General features: G+C 58.3%; 17 protein-coding genes and 1 tRNA gene. 8 read left to right on the forward strand and 10 right to left on the reverse strand.

Annotated elements, in window-relative coordinates; translation table 11 throughout:
* Positions 1-454: 454 nt before the first annotated feature.
* The 4 genes from WDN46_15765 (at position 455) to WDN46_15780 (ending at position 4857) form a co-directional block, all read left to right on the forward strand.
* Entirely contained in the window at positions 455-1348 is an 894-nt protein-coding gene (locus WDN46_15765; GenBank protein ID MEJ0094821.1) for a TIGR01459 family HAD-type hydrolase, read from the forward strand.
* A gap of 188 nt (positions 1349-1536) precedes the next feature.
* The gene (locus tag WDN46_15770; protein ID MEJ0094822.1) at positions 1537-2553 is read left to right on the forward strand and encodes a bifunctional riboflavin kinase/FAD synthetase; all 1017 of its coding nucleotides are present in this window, start codon (positions 1537-1539) and stop codon (positions 2551-2553) included.
* Between the two features lie 354 nt (positions 2554-2907).
* Entirely contained in the window at positions 2908-4491 is a 1584-nt protein-coding gene (locus WDN46_15775) for a 2-isopropylmalate synthase (GenBank protein ID MEJ0094823.1), read from the forward strand.
* A 290-nt stretch (positions 4492-4781) separates the two neighbouring features.
* Positions 4782-4857 (forward strand) — tRNA-Lys (locus tag WDN46_15780).
* Positions 4858-6651: 1794 nt separating this feature from the next.
* On the opposite strand, the gene WDN46_15785 is transcribed toward WDN46_15780, so the two are convergent.
* On the reverse strand, positions 6652-6876 hold the full coding sequence (locus tag WDN46_15785) for a hypothetical protein (GenBank protein MEJ0094824.1): 225 nt from the start codon (positions 6874-6876) through the stop codon (positions 6652-6654).
* Between the two features lie 144 nt (positions 6877-7020).
* Here WDN46_15785 and WDN46_15790 point away from each other — a divergent pair, with 144 nt between their 5' ends.
* Positions 7021-7257: a hypothetical protein gene (locus WDN46_15790; GenBank protein MEJ0094825.1), complete on the forward strand. Its 237-nt coding sequence runs from the start codon at positions 7021-7023 to the stop codon at positions 7255-7257.
* A gap of 704 nt (positions 7258-7961) precedes the next feature.
* Here WDN46_15790 and WDN46_15795 read toward each other — a convergent pair.
* From WDN46_15795 to WDN46_15805, 3 genes are all read right to left on the reverse strand, one after another.
* On the reverse strand, positions 7962-8192 hold the full coding sequence (locus tag WDN46_15795; protein ID MEJ0094826.1) for a hypothetical protein: 231 nt from the start codon (positions 8190-8192) through the stop codon (positions 7962-7964).
* 2 nt (positions 8193-8194) lie between these two features.
* Positions 8195-8512: a hypothetical protein gene (locus WDN46_15800; GenBank protein MEJ0094827.1), complete on the reverse strand. Its 318-nt coding sequence runs from the start codon at positions 8510-8512 to the stop codon at positions 8195-8197.
* Between the two features lie 743 nt (positions 8513-9255).
* Positions 9256-9516: a hypothetical protein gene (locus WDN46_15805; protein MEJ0094828.1), complete on the reverse strand. Its 261-nt coding sequence runs from the start codon at positions 9514-9516 to the stop codon at positions 9256-9258.
* A 585-nt stretch (positions 9517-10101) separates the two neighbouring features.
* On the opposite strand from WDN46_15805, the gene WDN46_15810 reads away from it, so the two are divergent.
* Positions 10102-10368, forward strand: a complete 267-nt coding sequence (locus tag WDN46_15810; GenBank protein MEJ0094829.1) for a hypothetical protein — start codon at positions 10102-10104, stop codon at positions 10366-10368.
* Positions 10369-11230: 862 nt separating this feature from the next.
* On the opposite strand, the gene WDN46_15815 is transcribed toward WDN46_15810, so the two are convergent.
* A complete protein-coding gene (locus WDN46_15815) occupies positions 11231-11605 on the reverse strand; it encodes a hypothetical protein (protein ID MEJ0094830.1) in 375 nt (124 codons plus the stop codon).
* A gap of 278 nt (positions 11606-11883) precedes the next feature.
* On the opposite strand from WDN46_15815, the gene WDN46_15820 reads away from it, so the two are divergent.
* Together WDN46_15820 and WDN46_15825 are read left to right on the forward strand one after the other, a co-directional pair.
* The gene (locus tag WDN46_15820) at positions 11884-12060 is read left to right on the forward strand and encodes a hypothetical protein (GenBank protein ID MEJ0094831.1); all 177 of its coding nucleotides are present in this window, start codon (positions 11884-11886) and stop codon (positions 12058-12060) included.
* 117 nt (positions 12061-12177) lie between these two features.
* Positions 12178-12840: a tail fiber domain-containing protein gene (locus tag WDN46_15825; protein MEJ0094832.1), complete on the forward strand. Its 663-nt coding sequence runs from the start codon at positions 12178-12180 to the stop codon at positions 12838-12840.
* A gap of 112 nt (positions 12841-12952) precedes the next feature.
* Here the strand turns inward: WDN46_15825 and WDN46_15830 are convergent, their stop codons facing one another.
* The 5 genes from WDN46_15830 to WDN46_15850 form a co-directional block, all read right to left on the reverse strand.
* Positions 12953-13918, reverse strand: a complete 966-nt coding sequence (locus WDN46_15830; protein ID MEJ0094833.1) for a hypothetical protein — start codon at positions 13916-13918, stop codon at positions 12953-12955.
* Between the two features lie 266 nt (positions 13919-14184).
* Complete coding sequence (locus WDN46_15835) at positions 14185-14862, reverse strand: hypothetical protein (GenBank protein ID MEJ0094834.1); 678 nt, start codon at positions 14860-14862, stop codon at positions 14185-14187.
* Complete coding sequence (locus WDN46_15840) at positions 14862-15377, reverse strand: hypothetical protein (GenBank protein ID MEJ0094835.1); 516 nt, start codon at positions 15375-15377, stop codon at positions 14862-14864. Before WDN46_15840 ends, WDN46_15835 begins: the two co-directional genes overlap by 1 nt.
* A 20-nt stretch (positions 15378-15397) precedes the next feature.
* Positions 15398-16924, reverse strand: a complete 1527-nt coding sequence (locus WDN46_15845; GenBank protein MEJ0094836.1) for a hypothetical protein — start codon at positions 16922-16924, stop codon at positions 15398-15400.
* Positions 16921-17355: a hypothetical protein gene (locus WDN46_15850; GenBank protein MEJ0094837.1), complete on the reverse strand. Its 435-nt coding sequence runs from the start codon at positions 17353-17355 to the stop codon at positions 16921-16923. The genes WDN46_15845 and WDN46_15850 overlap by 4 nt, the downstream gene beginning before the upstream one ends.
* Positions 17356-17431: the final 76 nt, after the last annotated feature.

Here is a 17431-nt window from a genome sequence, read left to right on the forward strand (position 1 = left end):
GATATAGGCGCCGAGTTCGAACTTATCATAGGACGAAACCGGGATAATCCGTCCGTTTGCGTTGAATGCGCGGCAGGAGCCAGAGAAAGTTGCGTTTGCAATGACTTGACCCGAGCCAGGCGGCTCAAGCCATGCGCTGGCAAGGGCGCATCCGGCAAATGCTGACAAGCCGGCAGTGAGCAATGAGCCGGAAACGGATACTCGGGAAAGACGCGGGATACGCAACGAAACGCCCCCAAACGCTCCGCTGAGGCGATAGCGATCGTCTCCTTATGATTGAAACATATTATCAGCGATTACGCCACATTTTTACTGCATAGAGCCAGCTGAAAATGCCCTAGGCAACTAACTCTCGTTAAAAGTTATCTTTTCGCTCTGACGCTCCCTTCGCTTGCCGAGGGCTTGACAGTGGCCGGCCGCAGGCCTAGCCCGCAGTTAGACGCTCAACAGAACGGTGGCGAGATTGCCTCAACTTATTGCTGGACTGGCCGAAATCGCCGACGGCTATGATGTCGTCTTGTGCGACGTCTGGGGCGTGCTGCATAATGGTTCGGTTGCTTTCGGGCCCGCCGTAGAGGCGCTGAGCCGCTTTCGCGCCAAGGGCGGCCGGGTCGTGCTGCTGACCAATTCGCCTGCTCCAAGCCGAGTCGTCGTCGCTCTCCTTGATGGTCTTGGCGTTTCTCGCGAGGCTTATGACGCAATTGTCTCGTCAGGCGACGTCACCGTCTCCCTGCTCCTCGAGCGCGCTGACCAAACCTTGTTTTTTATCGGCGCGAAGGAGGACACCGCGATCTTTGAAGAGGTTTTGGCCGCGCGCGGAAAAGAACTCATTCAGGCTCCGATCGAAACTGCGGACTTTGTCCTCTGCACGGGATTCATCGACTTCTGGCAGGAGACCCCCAAGGACTACGACGAGAGACTTGCGCGAATTTACGAGCGCGGACTCGATTTCATCTGCGCCAATCCGGACCTCGTCGTCGAGATTGACGGCTCGCTGTCCTACTGCGCGGGCGCAATCGCCGAGCGCTATGCGCAAATCGGCGGCAAGGTCATTCAAGCCGGCAAGCCTTTCGCTCCGATTTACGAGCGCGCGCTCGCGCTGGCGAGCGAGTTTGCAGGGGGCCCGATCGAGCGCTCCCGCGTTCTGGCGATAGGCGACGCCATGCGCACCGACATCAAAGGCGCGTTTGAGCAGGGCTTTGCGAGCCTCTTTGTGACCTCAGGCATTCATCGCGCGGAATTGCACGGGGCGGAAGAAGGCGCTGCCCTCGACGCCGCCGCTTTGCGGCAATTCGTGGAGGCTGGCGGCGTCGCGCCGACGGCGGCCTTGGCCGAATTGGTTTGGTAAAGCCCGTTTCTTTTGCGGCCGCAAGACTACTTGACGTGGGCGGCCGCGCGCGTCAATTTCGCGCCGACCTGTGGTCATAAGGCGCGCGTTGCGGGCTGTCGTCGTTCGCCCTCTCCGGCCGTCTTTCGACAATCGCAATGACGTGAACTCGAACATAATGACGCGAGCTTAAGCAAGGTCGCGGCGCTATGCGCAATCTGGCTTCGGCGGTTACAGACAGTCTGATCTCATTGGCCAATTCCCATTCCGTTAAAAATTTCATTCTGGCCGTCGATCCGCCATCGCCGCCGCGCGGGCTCGAAGGAGCCGTGGTGGCGATCGGCAATTTTGACGGCGTTCATCGCGGTCATCTCGCGGTGATCAAGCGCGCGGAGGCCCTTGCGCTGCGGCTTGGAAGACCCTGCGCCGCTCTCACCTTCGAGCCGCATCCGACGGATTTCTTTCGCGGCGAGAACACCATCTTTCGCCTCACCTCGCTCGAGGCCAAGGCGAAGGCCTTCGAGCGCCTCGGACTCGATGGGATGATCGTCATCCCTTTCGACAAGGTCATCGCCGCTCTGACGGCGGAACAGTTCGTCGAGGAAGTGTTGCTCCGTCGGCTTGACGTTCGGGCCATCGTCGCGGGCTATGACTTCCATTTCGGCGCCAAGCGCGGAGGCACGCCGGCCTTCCTGAAGGAATCCGGCGACCGACATGGATTTGAGGTCGAGATCGTCGAGCGCGTCTGCGCGGAAGGGTCGAGCGCCATCGAAGCGGCTTCCTCCACCGCCACCAGAGCCGCGCTCGAGACCGGCGATGTGGAGCACGCGGCGCGATTGCTCGGCCACCCTTTCTCGATCATGGGCGAGGTCCTGCACGGCCAGAAGCTTGGCCGCACGCTCGGCTTTCCGACCGCGAATTTACAGCCGGGTCCGAACTGTCGCCTTCGCCACGGCATTTATGCGGTCCGCGTCGAAGTCGGCCATGCGCTTTATGATGGAGTCGCCAGTTTCGGCCGCCGTCCCACCGTGGACAATGGCCAGCCCCTGCTTGAGGCCTATTTGTTCGATTTTTCGGGCGATCTTTACGGCAAGACGATTGAAGTTTTTTTCCTCGGCTGGATTAGGGAAGAGGTAAAGTTTCTGTCGCTCGATGCGCTGACGGAGCAAATCAAATCCGATGCGGCGCGAGCAAAGGAGATTTTGCAAGGCCCAACTTCCATTTGATGCGAAACCTTTTGCTTCACCAAAGATATTAGGAGTGCTGCAGAAGATCCTGTGGAATAACGAGAAATGGAAGCGATGCCATTCGCTACCGCGGTGGCGAAACTGCAATTGCTTGCTTTCTGGCCATGCCTCACCTAGGTTAAAATCTCGGTTCAGAAGCGTGTTTTAAGGCGAGTCGCCAACGTGAGTTCGGGCTTCGGCAATCCGCGGACGAACGATGCAGGGTCCGCGTCAGGTTGGGCTTTGCTTGCTGGACTCTTTGCGCTTATCCGCCCCTGAGGGCCGGCCGGGCGATTAGCCTGGGCGCTCAGGGGATGCAGCCGCAGTGAAGACAACCCCTTTCCGGATAAAGCAATGACTGAACATCCTATTGTTTCACGCGTGGAAAATGCGCGGCCCAATTCCGAGTCCGTGCTGATTTTCGACACCACATTGCGCGATGGCGAACAGTCGCCGGGCGCGACGATGTATTTCGAAGATAAGCTGCAAGTCGCGGAAGTTCTCGACGCGATGGGCGTCGACATCATCGAAGCCGGTTTTCCCATCGCTTCTGAGGGCGATTTCGAGGCCGTCTCGGCCATCGCAGAACGCACGAAAAATGCCGTGATCGCCGGCCTCGCCCGCGCCATCGAAGGCGATATCGCCCGTTGCGGCGAAGCTGTTCGCAAAGCGAGGCGACCCCGCATACACACCTTCGTCTCGACCTCGCCCATTCATTTGCAACATCAGATGAACAAAAGCGAAGAGCAGGTGCTGGAGATCATCGCGCGGACCGTTGGTCAGGCGCGCAACCTCGTCGATGATGTCGAATGGTCGGCGATGGATGCGACGCGCACTCCGATCGACTATCTCTGCCGTTGCGTCGAAGCGGCGATCAAGGCCGGCGCCACAACGATCAACCTGCCGGATACCGTCGGCTACGCGTTGCCTGCGGAGTATGAGGCCATGTTCCGCGCTGTCCGCGAGCGCGTTCCAGGCGCCGATAAAGCGATTTTCTCCGTCCATTGCCATGACGACCTGGGTCTTGCCGTGGCGAACTCGCTCGCCGGCGTTCGCGGCGGAGCGCGGCAGATTGAATGCACGATCAACGGGCTTGGCGAACGCGCCGGCAACGCCGCATTGGAGGAGGTCGTAATGGCCATGCGGGTGCGCGGCGATGCGATGCCCTATCACAGCGCGATCGACTCCACGATGCTGACAAGAGCCTCGAAACTTGTGTCGGCGGTCAGCTCCTCGCCGGTGCAATACAATAAGGCGATCGTCGGACGGAACGCTTTCGCACATGAAAGCGGCATCCATCAGGATGGCATGCTGAAAAATGCGCAAACCTACGAAATCATGACTCCCGCAACGGTCGGCGTCACCAAGACGTCGCTGGTGATGGGGAAGCATTCGGGGCGCCACGCCTTCAAGGATAAGCTGAGGGAAATGGGCTATGAACTGGGCGAGAACGCGCTTCACGACGCTTTCATCCGTTTCAAGGACCTCGCCGATCGCAAGAAAATCGTCTACGACGAAGATCTGATCGCCCTGGTGGATGACGAGATCGTTCACGCGCATGAGCGAATCAAGCTTGTCGCCTTGACCGTGATCGCCGGCACGAAAGGACCGCAGTCGGCGACATTGACGCTGGACATCGATGGCGTCGCTCATACGCATCAGGCGACTGGCAACGGACCGGTAGACGCGATCTTCAATGCGATTGTCGCCTTGGTGCCGCACAGCGCCGTGCTGGAGCTCTATCAGGTTCACGCAGTGACGAAAGGAACCGACGCGCAGGCCGAAGTATCCGTGCGGTTAGCCGAAGATGGCAATTCGGTCACCGCCAAAGGCGCCGATCCTGACACGCTAGTGGCGTCGGCGAGAGCCTATATCGCCTCTTTGAACAAACTGATGGTCAAGCGCGGTAAATCGCGCCCGAAAATTCTGGCTGGTTGAGTCGGCATGGAAAGCGGAAGGAGCCTGTCTCGCCGTTTTCCCATCGACGTTGAACCAACCGGCGAGGTTCTGGATTTCCCGACCCCCTCGGTGGGAATGATAGCCCGCACGCGAGGTCAGATATGCGTCAATTTGGAATGAAGACGACGAAATAAATAGCTCGATTATAAGAGAGTGCGCGCGTCTGTTGAGCAAGAAATCCCGCTGGACAGCGGGAGGCAGGTTTGCTAAACGCGGCCTCTGCACTCTTTCTGGGCGGCTCGCCGCACTGAAAAAGAGTTCGTTTTGATGGGCGCATAGCTCAGTTGGTAGAGCAGCTGACTCTTAATCAGCGGGTCCACAGTTCGAGCCTGTGTGCGCCCACCATCAAAATCAATGAGTTAGATGATATTTTGAGCTTTGGCGAAGCGGAGAATTGCTTCCGGGACAACGTCCCGGACAACATTCAGGCGTTTTCGCTGTTGATCACAATGCTGTGAACGGCCGCCTCGATCCTGAACCGAGATGCTTCTTTTATGTCCCACTCTATCCGCCGGCCGAGACCCTCCGCCGCGTGGCAAGTGTAAAACATCCCGGAAATTTTGATAGTGGAGCAAGAGGCATTGCGACACTTGTGACGATTGACAATTGTGCTAACGTCAGCGTCGCCACAGTGAGGCCTCACTGTGGGCCACAGCCACAGTGGGGAACCGTGGCTGTGGCTAAAGCTACGACTGCGCTGGTGGGGACCTTCGCGCGGTCTTAGTTAGCAGAGGTGTCCCCGATCAGGCTACCTGACGGCTACGACTCCGATTTCTTCTGACTTGGACCAGGCTTTCGAGCCTGGTTCTTATTGCGGCCTTGGTCGAGCCCTCAGCCGATCCGCCAAAAACTCCGGAGCACCATAGCACAATAAACGTTTCCTGTTTGTCGGGTCACGTATGCCCGCATTAAAAGCAGGCATAGATCAGCGCAGGACGCGCGGATCGACACTAACTGGAGGACGCATGATTAGGACAGTTCAACGCTTGGCCGCGGCCATCACCGCATTTGCTTTTCTACTTACCGTCCCGACTGCTATGGCTCAAGCGCAGCTGAAAACCGCGAAGGTTTGCGGCGAAGAATATTCAGCCCAGAAGCAAGCCATTAGGGCGGCCAAGGAAAAGAAGAAAGACTTCATTTCGGCTTGCCGCTCGCTGCCCGAAGGCACACCAACCCCAATAGAGGCAGCTGTAACCCCGGCTGCTCCGGCTCCTGTGCCAACCGCTCCCGCTCCAGAGCAAACGACGGTACCACCGCAGGCGCCTGCGCCCACGAAGCGCACTCAATCACCTGCGCCGAGGCCCACGAACACCGCCTCACCATCAGGTGACAGCACCTATTCTCATATGCCTCCTGGGGCGGCGCCGGACGAATTTGCGACCGAAGCGTCTGCCAAGGCTCACTGTCGCGACGCGACGGTGGTTTGGGTCAACACAAAATCGAAGGTTTATCATTTCGCCGGTACGCACAATTACGGTCACACAAAGGAAGGTGCGTTTATGTGCGAGACTGAGGCACAAGCGGCTGGCGATCGGGCATCGGAGACGGAGAAACACCCTTAGCCCGTGGCCCGCAAAGTTGGCCTGCACGCTGGCATCTTCAACATGGCTCGGTTCTTGCTCTGCTAACGTCAGGAAGCTCCTGGTCAAAGGCCGCGTTGCGGTTCCCTCCTCCCGCTTCTCCACTTAGAAGGCCGGGCGATTGCCTGGCCTCTTTTTTGGGCGCGTCGCGGGCGTTTTTCAGACAATTCCCACCCTTCAGGCCGAACCGGTTACAGCCGGCGCCCGTGCTCGGCGTCTGAACCAAACGCTTCTCTGATCCGATCGTTTCAACCGCAACGAACTTCCTCCGCGGTGAAATCGTCACGTAACACGCTTCCTCCAAAAATCGCGTATGGCTGGGGCATCAGCTCTCCTCGGTCAAAAAAGGCGGACCCAATACCGCCGCGAGCTGGGCCGTTTCGCCACCCCCTTCTTGCTGCCCGCTGAAGGCCCAACGATCGTGATCTGGCAGATCAAACTGCCCCCGCCGCTCTCTCCGGCCGGCGGGGGTTCTCGTTAACTGCTGAATGTCGGTCGAAGATGCAGGGGAAGGGTTCACAAAAACTGCGAACCAAGGCGGCGCCTCTCCTGTTTATCTTCACTCCGGCGGTAACAGCAGAAGCACGCCGAGATCATGCAATGTCTTCAATTCCTCTTCCTTGGCGTTTAGGGGCGTTCTTACTTTGAAAATCTCTCCCGCTCTCCTTTGCAGAACTTCTTTCACCACCGCGGTCACACCATTAAAATCTAGGCCGCGAGATCTCCACGCCGGCCCTGCGGCGTCAGCGTCATATATTTCAACCACCCAGGTCTGAATTGCCATCCGACTGCCCCCCAGCTGTCCGTTATCGAACGTTTACTTTGTTAAATGCGAAATGGGGCTGAAGCCGGGCGGTCGTACGTATCTGATAATCTGGGGCCTTCGCCTTGCGGCTAGCCTAAGCCGCCAAACAAAAACGGCCGGGACATGCCCGGCCGTTCGAGGTTCATAATTACCCGCCTACTGACCGCAAGTGCTTGGTGGGATGCAGCCCATCCCATTTCCCTCGCGCAAGCCACGCTCGGTGCCCACGCTGCGGCCTTCCATACCTTCGTTACCGGCCGGGCCGCGCATGCCGCCGCCACTCATGCCACCGGTTGCGCCGCCGCCGTGGCCAGCGCCGCCGACGCCTGCTCCGCCTCCAGCTCCGCTGGCGCCGACTGACCCACCGCCAGCGCCAACTCCGCCACCGGAACCGCCTGCCGCTAGAACGGGGCCGCTACAAATGACGGCCGTACTAAGCGCGATCGCACCGGCCAATATTCCTAATTTTTTCATGATTTCTCCTTGTCGCCATATCGGGCGTCACACCCTCAACTGATGCTGTGGCGGCAGGTTCCGGCCTGGATCTCCAAGACGGCCGCAAAGAGACACACAATTAATTGTAGGCAGGTTCTGTTTAGTCAGCATTGTCCCGGCGCCGGGACAAAAAATCACCAACGGCATGGAACATCACAAATTGAATTCGCCCCCATTTGAACAAGGTAGAAGTCTCCGAGAGCACAATAAGTTGTCTTGGCGCGAACTCATTCTTATGGTTACGAGAGTCTCGTCCCGGTTCAGAGTCAGTAACGACTTGGTAAGTATGCTTTTGTTGTAATGTATGGATGATGTAGATCAAATTTGGTTGATCGGCCTTGGTATATTGGCGGCGGTTGCTGTCGGGCTGGCTGTTCTCTCTACTCTTTATGACGGGCAATCCAAGTAGCCTGATTTTTGTTTAGGTAGCCAGCCACCCGCGTCGTGGCACCATTACCTACAGCTTCTGGATCTCGCGAGGTCGTCAGTGATCCGAGAGGCCAGAGCCAATAGTCCCGTGACGACCCAAATCCGAATGCGCGCCCATAGCGTGCGGTGAAGCGGCTGGGTCATGCGACGGCCCTCTCACGAATAAGGCCGGCGAGAAATTTGTCGAGCTTCTCGCGGGCGTCGTACAACCTGTCAGAAGTCATCAGGAGCACTTTGGAGGCGCAGTCAGTTTCGTGCATGCCCCCGGTAGCGCAGATCATCTGTGCGCCGTCTATGAGTTCATTGATGCTACTGAGCTCTCTTTTTAAGGCGTCAATGTCGACCTGGGTCGCTTGAGCTTTCTTCGCCATGGTCACAGCCCCTCCCGTTTGGCTTCGGTTATGAATTCGTGGAACCACGTCTTAACCGTTGTGATTTGGTCCAGCGCCATGGTGAAGAGCTCTTCCATCGCCTCCCGCTCGCCGCCGAAAGTGGTTTCGAGGCTTCGTGCCGCGAGTCCTCCGATGAGCATCAGCGATTGAGTGCGGTCGATGGCGAGCTCGGCGTCAATGTAATCGGGCCACTGACGCACGGGCGGCGCGGTTTGGGGCGTGGACGGCTTCCGGTCTTTCGATTCGAGAGTGAGATTTGGCAAGCCGGTATCGGCTGCCGGAACTGTGCTGTTCGGCATTGATTTACCTCCGAATGGTGATAATGTCACCGTATCGGGATAGGCGTGTTTCGCTTTCGCGTCAAGCAAAAAGGTGATAAAAACCCCATATGACTCCAGAGCAATGCAAAATGGCACGGGCCGCTATAGGCTGGTCCACCCGCCAACTGTCGGATATTGCCGATGTTGGGCTGAATACCGTCAATCGATTTGAGGGTGGGGGAAATACACGAGAAGGCAGTATCGACGCTATGCGTCGCGCTCTAGAATCCGGCGGTGTCGAGTTCATCCCTGAGAATGGCGGAGGGGCTGGAGTGAGGCTTAAAAGGGCGGCGGAATGATTACCGGATCCCAAATCCGTGCCGCGCGAGCCCTTTTACGCATAAGCATTTCAGAGTTAGCTGCCCGCTCGAAGGTCGCTCCTGCGGCCATCCGACGCGCGGAGAGTACTGCTGGAGAGCCACCCATCACCATAGCTAACCTGGACGCTGTTCAAAGAGCACTTGAGTCCGCAGGCGTGGAATTCATTGGAGAGAATGGCGAAGGGATAGGCGCGAGGCTGAGAATGAACGCCAACGGAAGGACGGCGTCTCTGCCGCCCGAGGATCTCAACAGCCAGAAGGACGAATAGGGCCGGCGAAGTTGGCGGTGAACGTGGGGCAAATTCTCGCAGGCGCGGTGAACCGGATTAAAGTCGATCGCGCCTCTATCCGACATTGGCCTTCTCCCTTAGCCGTTTGGCGGAAGCGCAGGTTTGACCAACCCTATTTGCTGCTCTGGCCCGTCTCGCTTCCCTGACCAGTGAAACGAGACGTTGAAGCATCATCCTGGGACTCGGAACGTCCTGATTCCTCCGCAGCAGAGTTTTGCACCTTACCCGTGCCGTTGCCGATATTGGGACGCGAACCGCCATGCGCGCCGGGCGTAATGCCGGCGTCGTTGTTGGGCACGGCGACGGGCTGGGCATAAGTTGCTACTGGCGCGAGCACCAGAATGGTCGCGCATGCTACTGCAATAGTTCTCATGGACTGCTCCTCTTCGATTGCACAGGTGATAACTGACACCTCCGAAAAAGGTTCGAACTGTCCCGTACCGGCCGGACGACCAAGCCCGCCTGTGGGAAATAGCTGAAAATCTGCACCGAGCTGAGCTCACCGCGCTGGAGCACGATGAACTTATCGCCGAGTGGATCCTTTTGACTGATAGGCTTTCATCTCAAGTTGAGACGAAAGGTATTGGGCATCGGCCGGAGGGTGGAATCAACAAAGCGTCCCGCGAATTGGGTGTCGAGCGCAACGACGCTCATCGAGCCGTTAAAGTCGCCGGTCTGTCTTCGGAGGCTAAAGACGCTGCTAGAGAGGTTGGCCTGGATGACAATAGATCCGCGCTCCTGACAGCGGCTCGCGCCGAAGCATCGCAACAGGTGTCTCACCGTCAGACACCTTGGGTGGTGATAGCAAATGATGTCGCAGAATCTGCGACATGACGTTGGAAGTAGCACCTTCACCGAAAGTTTTTAGCGGCGCCTCTTGAAGCGTGGTTTTCGGCTAACCAAATCGCTGCGGTGCGACCGTTATCCATGTTGCTCAATCCGACTAGGAGCCACAGAGATGACCGAGAAATGGTTTAAATTCACGTCTATCGGCCGCAAAGATCTGTATGGCTTTGGTACTATCGACGAAGCGGTCATTTTCGCCGAAGGACATCACACTCCATACATTCTGAGCGATCCCCAGGTTGCTGAACTCGATCTTGCAAATCGCGACGATACGTTCAGGATTCGCGACGCGCTAGGGTTCATAGGAAGACAGCCGCTCCCCGAGGGGAGACAGCCACTTTCCCAGGCGGGTCCTGCTGAGATATCTCAGAATCGCTAGTTCTTGCCCATCTGATGACGTTGGGCTTCTCCCTGGTGCTCGCCGCGTTTTTTGCGACGAGCATCAGGCTCCGAAAATCAGCGATTGCTGCTTCGCATTTTGCGAATCGCGTCGAATTCGGTTCTCTCGCAATCTGCCCTCATCGTGTAGGCATAGTCCTGGTCATTCCACTTGGTTGCGCAGTTACTGCGGATCTCCCTGAACTCCTCCGTCGGAATATCTTGCGGGCGTCCAAGCTCTGACCGGTCTTCTGTAGGCGCAGGCGTCTCTGTAAGTGGAAGCGTGTATCCCGCTGGCGGAACATAGGCGGAGCGCCCGTTCTGGATGGGGACCGAGGCAACCGGTGCTGGTGCGGGTGTGCTCTGCACCGAATTGTCCGGAGACAGAATGCGCGAGCTCATCCAGCCCTTGTGGTCCCACGGCTCTTGAACCGATTTAAAACTAATCCAAGCCCACGTGATTCCACGAAAGTCAGTCCGGATAAGTCCGCACCATTGAACAGTCGACCCTTGGCTTAACTTCCAGAGGCCATTGCCAGATAAGCTCGGGGCTCCACGAACCCAACCGAAGTCAGCCAAACTCATCGGCTGAACTGATTTTTGCACGCACGTCTCGGCAGCCGCTGTGGATGCAACGAAGGTTGGCATCAAGCACAGTGTCAGTGCGGCCCCCGATGAAATCATCTTAAGCTTATGCATTGAAATCACTCGAAATAAATGAAAATTGCTTCGCGATTTTGCGCGCCGCCGTAACCGAAGTAAAGGCAGTTTTCCGGCTAGGTCAGCTGCTGACATCAGTTGATCACCAATCACCCAAAGCGCGACAGGAATTAGAGTCGCAGATTCTGCGACTCTAATCCTCGCTATTGCGCTGCAGGGCTCATATTTCGGACGAGATCGCTTCCAGACTTGCGAAGATTGCCACCGATCGCCTGCGCGGTGTCGGTCGGGCTCGCCGCTCCATCGACATGAATGGTCACATTCTGGCTCGGCGAGTAACTGTTGTTGGTGGTGTTGTGCCAAGCATTGCTGGCCCCAGAAACGCCGAGGCCTCCAGTCTTGAACTTGTCGCGCAATCCACCGACGTCTAGGCCGCCAAAGGGGTTTTTACCCTCAGCGGCCTGCGCGCCGCCTATCCCCCAATTCTCCAGTCCAGGAATCGCTCGATAACCGGTGCCGGGTTTCGGTACGCCGGGAGGAAGCGCTCCGCCGCTAGCCACCGCCGTCGGGTTCGCCATATTGACGCCGATGGGCCGCGCACCAGCCAAGCCCTGTCGTGAGCCGATGCCGGTATTGGCAGCGCCATGCCATGGTCCCCAGCCGCCCTTTGCTGCCTCGTCCAGGGCGAAGTCAACCTGCTGCCGCGGATTCGATCCAGCCGATCGTCGACGCTGGACATGCGCCGCTCACTCTGCTTTGATGAAATTCAATTCGAATGGAGTATGCAAGACTCGAGTTGCTGAAGGGACCGAGTTTCAGCCTGTCGAATTCATGCATGCGCGCGCAGCCGATTTCGATGGCTCAAAGAGCCGAAGCGTTGAAGAAGCTAGCCGAAGCGTGGCAGCCGGTCTACGCCACCCTTGATTCCGACCAGAAGCGGCGCATGCGTTTTGTCGCGATGCATGTCCTTCATGAGTTCAAGGCGGCTGCTATGAGTCGCCGGACACAGGAAGAAGATGAGGACGAGGACTGAGGTCCGGCGGTTTCACACCGCGGGACGGAGCGCGGCCAACGTCCGTTCTGGTATGGTGGACGCAGCGGGTATTAGAGCGGAAACAACGTCGATCGCACTTTTGAGGGGGAACGAGCCATGAGAAAGTCTTTTTCCATACTCGCCGTGATCGGGGCCCTGGGGACTGGTCTCATGACCGGCAACGCCAACGCTTTTTCTCCCGCTCCACTACCTGAACTCAAGTCCGACGTTCTTCTGGTCCTTGGCGGTTGCGGCCCTGGCTACTACCCGGGCCCCTACGGGCAATGTGTGCCCCGGGGCGGGGCCTACTACGGCGGCGTCTATCGTGGCGGCGTCTATCGTGGCGGCGTCTATCGTGGCGGCGTCTATCGTGGCGGCGTCTATCGCGGCGGCGGTTATCGCGGCGGCGTCTATCGCGGCGGCGGTTATCGCGGCGGTTATCATGGCGGTTACCGTGGCGGTTATCGCGGCGGTTATCGCGGCGGGGGCGGAAGGGGCGGACGGAGATCGGACTTCCGCTTGAAGCACGATATCACTCTGCTCGGCCACATCCCCAATGGCCTCGGCTTCTATCGCTTTGTTTACAACGGCGGCAGCAAGGCCTACGTCGGAGTGATCGCGCAAGAAGTGAGAGGCGTCATGCCTGAAGCGGTTTTTCGAGGTCGAGACGGCTATTTGCGGGTTGACTACGACAAGATCGGCGTGAAATTCCAAACTTATGATCAGTGGTCGACGTCGGGAGCGCAAATTCCTGCCTCGTTGGCTCCGCCAACGCAATGATTATCTCGTCACGGGGCGGTCCACCGCATCGGACCTCAGAAACTCAATAAGATCGGTTTCGCTTTCGGACAGTTTCATTGTTAAATCCTGTGTGTGAGGGTTGGGCGATTGCTTAGGGGCCGGGCGCCGTTTGCGGAGCGTTGCTGGGGTCGCCAGTTAGTTTTTGCGTCAAAGCATCAGGAGGGGCCGAGCCCGGCTTAGCGCCGATGCAGGTCATATCTTGATACCACTCGGACCCGCGGGTATCGCCGGTACGGGTCATATAGAGGACTTTATAAACCCCATCGTTGGTTCCCAGACGAAGAACCTGATCGTTGGCCTGAGCGCTGTTATGCAGCTGGCTTAGCTGGGCGCGCTGGATATCCTGGTCATTAATCTGAAGCAGAGTATTCACTTTGACGCGCGAATTAATCAGCGTCCGAACAATGATTCCGCCAGGGGTTTCGATCGGCATCCCGATCATGCCGGTTTTAGAATTGACGATGAATGCTGAACCCGGAAGAGGCGTATTCTCCGGAACCATTTGAAGCTGACCGTTCTGCATACTCCAGGTGCAGCCCTTCGATTGCGCCAGCGTGCGAAGCAAATCCTTGGCGCCGTAGAACCAGGAGACTGCCCGCGGATACTTCGGCGTATCGAACAGGCCTTGCGGAATATAGCCGTGCGTTACCCCAAATGGGGCCATTGCCTTCAACGCCGTCTGGTAGTGGTCCAGCGGCGTGCTGCCCTTCGCCAACGTGATATTGACCACGCCAAAGTTGTAAGCGCTATCGCTGTCCTTGGCGAAAATATCGACATAGGTGTCGGTGGGATTCTCACGGCCAATCCGTGGTTGGGTTACCTCGCCTTTGAAAATAAGCCCGGCGCCTTCGTCTTCATACCCGGCATATAATTCGACGTGGTCGCCCTTGAATATCTTTTGCGCCGTCTCTTTGTTCGGGTTGTAGATCCTGCATTCCAGGGTATTGGGGGCCTGAACCGTGTCCTGCTCGATGGAGAACTTGACGCGCAAATCGGACAAATCGAGGGCGCCGCTACTGCCGGTGACCGTCAGTTTCAAACTGCGAAGCCAAGCCATGTTACTCCGTTCCTTCTCTCGTAATCGAAACGGACGACGCCGACGCTGTAATGCGCCGACGCCGTCTCTGTCGCCGACCCGCGGTCCCAATCGGAGTAGGAACGGCCTCGGCTAGCCTATCGATCCGCACGCCGGCTTCCGCGTGGTGTGCCCGGTTATCATCCGGGCCGGAACTGAATTGGCGTCGCCGACGAGCGCCGCTTCTCTGACACCACTCGCCGGCGACTATCGCTGCCAGGTGCACCCACGGCGGCGAATCTGGTGAATTACGGAAGATCAAGACGAGCACCAGCATCGTCCCGCAAGCGAGCGGCGAACGCGGCCCATGCAACCTTGCATTTTTCGGAACGATTTTGCGTCGCCGCCGAGAGCGGATGGGCGTTGTCAATGTAATTTGCGGGTCGGCGCGCCAGCTTGTCGGCCAGACCGCTTGGCGCTATCCCCCAGCTATACGCCAGCGCTCGGAGCTCCGTGCGAAGGCTGGCCGCAGCCAATTCGCAATCAAGCATGCGCGAAAGCAATGGTGATGCCTCTTCGTCGACTGCGGCTTGGACGGCTCGCTTCAATTCATCTTCCGCATCAGCACGTTTCCGCTGGGCTTCGTCGAGCTTGACGGCGAGGTGGGCAATCGTGGCCTCAAGGCTTTGAAATTGGTCATCCAGATCGCGGCGGCGACGGCTTGAACCCGTGAGGATCACAGCGGCCACACCGTGCTCAAAGTGGACGGCCCGAGCGCGGGCCTCGGCGGTCTCTGCTTCCAAAGCCGCAGAGCGTTCCTCCGAAAGAAGGGCCAACCGTTCCTTGCCGCGTTCCAATGCAGCTTCCGCCGCTTCCAATGAAGCACTCGCAGTCTTCAGCGCCGTCTGCGCCTCGCGAAGGCGGTCACGGGCAGGATATGGAGACTCGGTATCGAGCTCATCGATGCAGTATCTCGCGTTGTCCATTATTTCACACCGTAAAATTTGGCGTTCATCTCGTTAATCGAGCGCATCTCTGATGTGTTCCTGCCGATCGCATCCAGGGCCTTTTTCGCCGACTTGGTCATGGTCACGGCAGCGACGTTCGATTGCGCCACGCGTGGCTTGCGCTGCACCCTATCGCCGACGACGGACGTTGCCCGTTTGGTAATAGGGTCGACCGAGAACATGCTTTGCGGGCTGCCTTCGCCGCCCTGCAACGGAACCCACGCGATGAAATATTTCGTGCCGTTTTCCTCAACGATCTCGACGTCCCAGTTCTGCGTCCAGCTGCACAAAACAGCCCGTGTGGCGCCGTCCTCACGCGTGGGCATCGTCCCGCCGAGTTCGCCGGCATACTCAAGGCCGGTGTGTGACGCCCCGCGGAAGCCCCGCAGGATCTCAATTGCCGGGTCGCCGTCCTTTACATGTCGCATTCTGGCGCCGCAAAGGGGTTCTGGCTTGTCATGGGTCATTACGTTCTTAATCACTCTCGTTTTCATGCTGGTCTGCCTTTCAAAATCTATCCAATGAATGTGTGCTGCGCCCGCAAGCGCGCCGCCCGCGCTTGCAAAGCCGCCCTGGTGTCTTCGTCGAGGTCCTCTCGTCCGGGCAGCGGAGAATCGCCGCCCAACGCCTTGTCGAATTTGCCCCATAGCTCGGACCAGTTGTCGTTGCCGACAATCCGGGCCATTAATCCCGCTACGGAGGCTGCAAGGTCATCATGTCCGCCAGGTGGGTGTCCGATACTGTCCTTCGCGCCTACGCGGGAGGCGCGGCGCTCCAGCCCGCACAGCTGAGCGGCGAGCCTGCGATGATCAAGCAATTGCACCCGGCGACTGTTAAGGATCGGCAGGAAGCCGCCGAAATAGTCGCTCGTCGTCATTTCGCTGTGGCGGTAGGTGACGCCGTTCTTGCCGAACAACTCCACAGTGAATCCGGCGCCGTAGCGGTCACCCGTCACCTCATGAAGCTCATACGTCTTGAGAGCCTCGCAGAACTCAATGACGACCTCTTCAGGACTGAATGGCGGTCGCTTCTCAAGCAGTAAGTCGAGGACGCCCACATTGTCTTCGACGTGGCCTATCGCCAATGTGAAGCTGTCTTGTCCGCCTCCCGACGGATCAACGTGAGCAACATATGATCTGCCCTTCGCGAACTCGATTTGGGCAACGCCCTTCACTGTGCAGGCGTCGACGATTTCCGGCGATACGTATGACTCTAAGTCATTTCTGAAGAGACCTCCCCATTCGCTTGCGGCAACCGAGGCGTCATCTTCGTAGGCCCTGTCGATAACCGACTGCTTGATCGTCGGATTGAAAAGCTTCGTCGGGCCGTTGGCGACCAAGATCGCCGGGTTGCCGGTGGGGCCGAAGTGCTTCTGGTAGGTTCGCCACATCTCGCCCCGCCTGGCGTGCGGAGAGCCAATGCAAAACAGTTGGCCTCCGGTCGTGGCCAAGCTTGGCTTGACTGCGGCGAGGATCTCTTTATCGGGGTTGCGGCTGTCGTCCGACTGCCACATGCTTGCTTCCTCGGCGATAACCGCTACGGCGCTGAAGCCGCGGATCGTTCGAAAGGACGCCGGCCGGATTTGGATATCGACGCGGTTCTTTAATGAAATCGTGTCCGCCGTGATGCTCCCAGCCATGGCTGCGAAGCGCGGTATGTCAGTGAAGATGCCCCGCGCGAAGTTCATCAGGGTTTGCGCTTGCTGCATCGAGGCCGCCAGGATCGGCAGCACTCCGCGCTCGCCAAGGCCCAGCGCATCGCGGTGATCGCAACACGCGGCGATATAAGCCGCAATGGCTGCCGTTCCCAACGTCTTGCCTGACCTACGTCCCGCGATGACGTGGCACTCCTCCACGGGCTCCGCTGGCGCTTCTAGGCGCTTCGTTACCTCGGTGTAGATGGCCAGTTCGCTCGCTGTGAGCTTTTCGCCCATGGCGGCAATAAGCAGGACCCGCATGACGGCGAAGGAGTCGCCCCCAAGAACCGTCCCAAGCCAGCCATTGTCTGTCAGCGCCTTGCGCGCAGTGATGAGCTTCTTCACTCGGACTGACCAGTCGGAGGCCTGGAGAAATAGGTCGTCAGGAAGGCGTCGTCGCCCTTCAGGGGCTTAGCCACGCGCTGAAGGCCAAGGCCTTCCAAGATGCGCCTCAGGCCGCCAGCATGCCTATTGTAGGCATCCAGGTCTGCATCGTTGCCTAGGGACAGCTGCCCTTCGATGCGCTCCAGCTCGACCTCCAAAGTCGCGGCGCGCCTGCATAGGCTGGTCTGTGCCTCGGACAGCGATTCTGGGCCGCCGAGGTCGTCGACATGAAGAGCGAGCAAATCCTTCCATCGCCTGTACCACGGCGAGTTGCCGTCGCCCTCGATGAAGGCGCGAGTTCCATTCGTCACCGCCGAACGCTTCCGCCTCGTGGCGTCGACGTTGCGGAGTGGATTGGTTTCAGACTGCATTGGCTGGCAAACGGTTTCCATTTGTTGTCCCTACGTTGTCCTCATTGTCGTTTATCCAGCGACAACATGCAAGACTATCAGCAATACTCATTTGATA

Origin of the sequence: Methylocella sp. (genome assembly GCA_037200525.1) — a bacterium.
Lineage (GTDB): Bacteria > Pseudomonadota > Alphaproteobacteria > Rhizobiales > Beijerinckiaceae > Methylocapsa.